Source organism: Bartonella sp. CM120XJJH, assembly GCF_042194715.1.
Lineage (GTDB): Bacteria > Pseudomonadota > Alphaproteobacteria > Rhizobiales > Rhizobiaceae > Bartonella.
This window is the reverse complement of the sequence record NZ_JBHINE010000045.1, coordinates 1-3,541: the sequence shown is the minus strand read 5'-3', so window position 1 is coordinate 3,541 and position 3,541 is coordinate 1. Positions and strand designations below refer to the sequence as shown.

Annotated in this window: 4 pseudogenes; all 4 read left to right on the top strand. The window is 33.9% G+C overall.

The window, feature by feature from the left end:
* Positions 1 to 291, top strand: a pseudogene (locus tag ACFIKU_RS09425) (hypothetical protein); the annotation flags it as partial.
* 91 nt (positions 292 to 382) lie between these two features.
* Positions 383 to 1,163, top strand: a pseudogene (locus ACFIKU_RS09420) (hypothetical protein).
* A gap of 1,980 nt (positions 1,164 to 3,143) precedes the next feature.
* A pseudogene (locus ACFIKU_RS09415) lies at positions 3,144 to 3,476 on the top strand (recombinase); the annotation flags it as partial.
* Positions 3,467 to 3,541 (top strand): annotated as a pseudogene (locus tag ACFIKU_RS09410) (exonuclease); the annotation flags it as partial. The pseudogenes ACFIKU_RS09415 and ACFIKU_RS09410, both read left to right, overlap by 10 nt.

Below are 3,541 nucleotides of genomic sequence, written 5' to 3'. Positions count from 1 at the left end.
TATGGCAATGCTGTTATTTCTGATAATTCCCATGTCTATGGTAATGCTCATGTGTATGGCAAGGCTATTATTTATGACAAAGCATCTGTGTATGACAATGCTAGGGTTTATGAAAACGCTCGTATAGCAAATAACGTGCATGTTTGTGAAAATGCCAATATTCATGGCATTGCTGTTATTCGTGAAAATGTTGGTGGGGCTACTGAGGTTAAAACCTATATTGAACGGGTTTCCCCTTATGGTGAATTAGAGATTGTCTATGTCTCTCCAAAAATAAAGCAGCATAATTAAATGCTCGGGCGTGGCGGGGGCGCCTCTCTTTCAAATTTCCCATTCCAAATTTTATCAAACGTTTATCACATTAGATTGTGAGGGTATCTTTATGTGCAAAAAATATGAATTAACCAATGAAATTAAACAAATCAAACATGCTCTTACTCGAAATATTATAAACCTTTATCGCATTAAAGCTTTAAAAGATTTTGATGATATCAAAGCTGGCGATCTAGGCGGCTTTATTGAAAAGGAAAGCAACCTCTCTCATGATGGCAATTGCTGGGTCTATGATAATGCGTGGGTTTATGGCTATGCCCGTGTTTATGAAAATGCAAAAATACGCCATTATTCGCAAGTCTGTGGTCATGTCTATGGCAATGCGGAGGTCTATGGAAGGGCTTTTATCTCTCAATATGCAAAAATTTATGACCATGCTTTTGTCTATGGCAATGCGCATGTTTATGGGAATATTTATGGCAATGCTCATATAAGTGGCACTGCCCGCGTTTTTGCTGATGCTCATATTTATGACCATGCGCATGTTTCTTATGATGCTGCGGTTTTTAGTTATGCAAGGGTCTATGGTCATGCCAAGGTTTCTGGCTCGGCTTGCATTTATAGCCATGGAAAGGTTTATAATTATGCTGTTATTAATGGTCGTGCAAAAATTTATGGCAAGGTCTATGGCTCTGCTAGCGTGGGGGGGCTCTTGTGAGGTTTATGGCTCTGTCTATGGCAATGCTAAAATCTCATATTGTGCAAAAATCTGGGGGCGTGCTTATGGCAATGCAAAAATCAATAAAAAAAGCAAAGTAAGGTTGGTTCCAAAAAATTGTGAGGTGTATGAAAGCGATAAGCTTGTCAATATAACTGATAAAACAGAATAAAAACAGACATGGGGGGGCATGCCTTCTCTATGGTTATAAACGCATATAAAATACATTGCTAATAAACATATCATAAAAGAGAGAGTAAAATAAAAGAAAGCCGTGCCAATTGATATGACGCGGCTTTCAAATTTTGATTCTAATGATTAAAATTAATCACCTATATGGAGTAATGAATGCATATATACAAAACGTATCATATTGCAAGCGCTCTATGAGAGATATAAAAACTTATCAAAAGAAACGTAAACGATGCGTATGATCTTTAATCACTCATTTGAATAAGAGAGCCTATAAACGCTTTTCATTGCTATCAAACGTATCAATAAAACGTTCTTATCTTTAAAGAGATTCATTTAAAACAAAGCATATGATCATGACACTTCTTTTAAAAACATTTTAAAATACTAAACTCAAAATCAAACTGAGTGAATTAAAAGAACGCTTTGTCTAAAATCAAACAAATCCAAACGCTTGGTAGGTTTATCCAATCCAATCAAAAGCAAATGCTTATTAAGTGAATATCTTATAACAAAACGTTCTTTTACATTTATGAGCATTGGTTTTTAAGCAGCGTTTCATAAGACAAATAAACAAACGCTTTTATAAAATGTAAGGTTTTCAAAATTTTGCTCTGCTGTGAAAGCTAAATCTTAGTTTTTTCATAAATGAAACGTTCTTAGCAAATAAAAGAATAATAAGCTTATAAAGCATCAGTTTCAAACGTTTAAAGCTTCATTTAGAAAGCGTCTCATAAGCGTATTTGTACTTTTCTTTAAAACCTAATTTCTTTAAAAATTAGCCGGCTCAATTTTGAGTTGGCAATCTTACCCCCCCCCAATTTGGGGGGGTATCTTTAAATAGAGGCATTCTTTAAACAATATCGCTTTTGACTCCAAAATTGAGTAAAATCCCCTGCCTTATGATGTTACAATGGTTTTGAAGTTTACCTGCTTATCTTTGTTTCAATAGATGCCCTCAAATTTGAGGAGATCTCATTTGGCTTCGTATTTTTAAACGATAACTTTTAAAACGTTTTTTGATAGCTTGCTTGCATACGTCATAAAAAGGCTTTTGATTTCATAAGATATAACTTTTTAAATTTCATATCTGTTGTAATGTTAATATCTATATAATACCTGCCTATCATTTTCTAAATTTTTAGTAAGCGCTTTAAAATCAATCTTATCTCTAAATCCTTTATGCGCCCTTATGAATTGAAATCTATAAACTTATGACAGTTTCAAACTGATTACCCTCTTATAGATAATAAAATATTGCTATAGTATTTTTAGATTTTACGCTTCTCAATTTTGAGAACTGTAATTTTATGTTTTTATCATGCGATTAATAATCCAATCATTAAAACAAGATGTGATCTTTAAAGATATGTTATCGATCATTCCAAACAACTAAATTTTAAAACAATGCGATTTTTGAGTGATAAAAACGTATCATAAAATTTATGAACTGTTATGAATGATAGCTGCTTTTCATTTCGTCTGAATGCACACATGCGTTATAATATTTGCATCATGATTTGCTTTTTATGGTCTATTCATACATAGCAATCCTATGTAAAAAATGGTCAATTTAAACATGCATAAAAAGATGGATTCTTAAGTGGATTCATATAAAATAATTGCAATCAACATATTGACTTTGTTGTATTTTTTGATATTATGCCGCATTATCAAGTGAAGAGAATATCGTGCCAATGGAACTCATAGGATCGCAATGCTTTGCATTTTCATACGAATTCAGACCGTTTGCATGCACTAGATTTGAAATGATACCACCCAATTCAGATGAATCTTTCTTGTTGACGCTATATTCTGATCATTGTGCATATATAAAACGCATTCCAATTGATCGGATTGTACAACCTGTAAAGACAAAACTCTAACACCCCAAAACCAGTCTTTTAACACAAGCGTGATTCACGCCACGGGGGAATTGCGCGCAATGTAGGAAATCAAGATGAGTGAACAAAACACTAACCTAATAGAAATTGAAGAAACACATCATTTAGCCGTCGAACAAACTGTCATGGAACGTATTTTAAATAAAGCCTTAGAACGTGACGTCGATATGGATCGCTTAGAGCGTCTTCTCAAATTGCGAGAACAAGAGATAGAACGACAAGAGCGCCAAAACTTTGTCCGTGATCTTTCGGCTGTGCAAATGGCATACAAAGATATCGAACAAAACGCCACTAATAAACATACAAAAAGCAAATACGCTACGCTTGATCAGTACATTGATGCTGTAAAGGAAGGGCTTGCAACATACAACTTTGCTTTTACAACATACTCAGTAAAACTACAAAAGGATTGCCTACAAGCAAATATGAAGACTACAAAATCAAACTCATAACA